This window comes from Streptomyces sp. (assembly GCF_036524955.1).
GTDB lineage: Bacteria > Actinomycetota > Actinomycetes > Streptomycetales > Streptomycetaceae > Actinacidiphila.
This window is the reverse complement of sequence record NZ_DATDBG010000321.1, coordinates 1-2,126: the sequence shown is the minus strand read 5'-3', so window position 1 is coordinate 2,126 and position 2,126 is coordinate 1. Positions and strand designations below refer to the sequence as shown.

The 2,126-nt window shown below is 74.9% G+C and carries 2 protein-coding genes and 1 pseudogene; 1 reads left to right on the top strand and 2 read right to left on the bottom strand.

All coding sequences use genetic code 11. The features are described from left to right. Both VIW71_RS25340 and VIW71_RS25335 read right to left on the bottom strand, forming a co-directional pair. Positions 1–250 (bottom strand): annotated as a pseudogene (locus tag VIW71_RS25340) (histidinol-phosphatase); the annotation flags it as partial. Then, positions 247–501 carry a hypothetical protein gene (locus VIW71_RS25335; protein WP_331624956.1) on the bottom strand — a complete coding sequence of 85 codons (255 nt, stop codon included), beginning with the start codon at positions 499–501 and terminating at the stop codon, positions 247–249. The pseudogene VIW71_RS25340 and the gene VIW71_RS25335, both read right to left, overlap by 4 nt. Before the next feature lie 776 nt (positions 502–1,277). Between VIW71_RS25335 and VIW71_RS25330 the strand changes: the two genes are divergently transcribed. Then, a complete protein-coding gene (locus VIW71_RS25330; protein WP_331624955.1) occupies positions 1,278–2,111 on the top strand; it encodes an alpha/beta fold hydrolase in 834 nt (277 codons plus the stop codon). Positions 2,112–2,126: the final 15 nt, after the last annotated feature.

The following is a 2,126-nucleotide window of genomic DNA, read 5'->3' as shown; positions in this document are numbered from 1 at the left end:
CCGCCCGCTGTACGCCCGCCGGACCCGCGGTCGCCTGCCCGGCCCCCGCCAGCACGCCGCCGGCCGCCAGCCCGGCGCCCAGCAGACCCGCGCGCCGCAGCATGGACCGCCGCGAGAGCTGGCTCGGCGTCAGCTCCCCGTCCGGTACGGACAGGTCGAGGGCCGACGGCAGCGATCCGGCGTCGAGGCCGTCACCGTGTCCGTGGCCGTGGGATCCGTGGCCGTGGTGGTGGCCGTGACTGTGGCTCATTCGGCGACTCCGGCGCGGTGGACCTCCGTACGGTCGCCCCGCCGTACGACGGCGATCACGCCGGGTGGCCCGCCCGGCGCGGCGACCAGCTCCTCCAGCCGCGCCTGCAGCTCACGCTCATCCGTACCGTCCTCGCCCGCCCGGGCCGGGGCGACCGGCGCGGCCAGTGCGGCGGCGGCCGGCAGGGCGACGGCGGCCGGCCGTAGGCGACGACGGGGGCGGTCGCCGCCCTGAAAGGAGTGGGACAGCACGGGCGTACCTCCTGATGGGCGGGCGCGGACGGACCGAACGCGCCGGTGGCGCCATGTCAGCATCCGGCGGGCCGACGCCTCCCGCACTCCTGATGCTCCATCCGGCCGATCACGGGGCCCGGCCACCCGGGCGGTCACCGCTCGGGCCCCTGGAAGGGCCGGCCGAACCGCGCTGCGCGCCCGGCAGAAGGGGCAGAGGAGGCGCAGCAGTTCGGCGACCTCGCGGTCACGGCCTACCAGCGGCGGTGAAGTCGTCATAGCGGCTTCGTTTGCTCCGCTGGGTGGCGCGGAAATCAGTCAGATGACTGCAGTGCGCGGTGCGCCCGGGTGAGCGGAGCCCGGCGGCTCCGCAGGGCGCTTGCCCGGAGGCGCCACGCCCCGCAGGGACGCGGGGAACCGCACGACCGGCCCCCGCCGGCCCCCACCGGTCCGCACCCCGGACTCGCCCGGGACGGCTACGGGGGGCCTGCGGCGCTCCGGGCGCTTCCGCGTCGTGGCTGATCACGCAGGGCCCGCTGCGGCGCACCCCGGGGGCGTGTGGACTCGGCGCCGGACGACTCACTGCGGCATGCCCCGCTCCGGCGCGCCCCGGGGCGTGCCGGCCCGTAACGGATTACTCAAACCCTGGCCGACCAGTCGGCTGACTGATTCGCGGGGGCCCACTGCTGCCGGACGCTGAGGACCAGTGCGGCGGCCCGCACCGGCGGTCGTAGCCCACCGGTGGCCGAGCAGCCGCACCTTCCCAACCGACCCTTCCCGATCAGGACGTGATTCCCGTGAAGCAGAAACTCACCGCCCGCTTCCCGCTGCTGCTCACCGCCGCCGTGGGCACGGCCCTCGCCGTCGCCGTCGCACCGTTGGCCATGGCGAGCCCGAGCCAGCACAGCGAGTCCGCGCCCAAGCCGACGGTGGTCCTCGTCCACGGGGCGTTCGCGGACGCGTCGGGCTGGTCCGGCGTGGTCAAGCGACTGCAGGACGACGGCTACCCGGTGGTCGCGCCCGCCAACCCGCTGCGGGGCCTGCCGCAGGACGCCACGTACATCAACAGCTTCCTGAAGAGCATCAGCGGCCCGATCGTGCTGGCCGGCCACTCCTACGGCGGCGCCGTCATCACCCAGGCCGCGGCCGGCAACCCGAACGTCAAGGCCCTGGTCTACATCGCCGCCTTCATGCCCGACCAGGACGAGCCCCTGGCTGAACTGGCCTCGAAGTTCAGCGACTCCAAGCTCCAGCCCGCCCTGCGCCCCGCACCCTTCACCAACGCCGACGGCACCGACGGCTACGATTTGACCATCGACCCCGCCCAGTTCCAGGACGTCTTCGCCGCGGACCTGCCCGACTCCCAGACCCGCGTCATGGCGGCCGCCCAACGCCCCGTCAGCGCCGCCGCGTTCGGCGACACCGCCACCGCCGCCGCCTGGCGCACCATCCCCTCCTGGGCCCTGATCGCCAAGCAGGACAACACCCTCGGCGCCCAGCTCGAACGCTTCGAGGCCGAGCGCGCCGGCTCGCACACCGTCGAGATCGACAGCTCCCACGTCGCGATGATGTCCCACCCCGGCGCCGTCACCCGCCTCATCGAGGACGCCGCCCGCACCACCGTGAAGTAACCGCGCGGGTGGGCG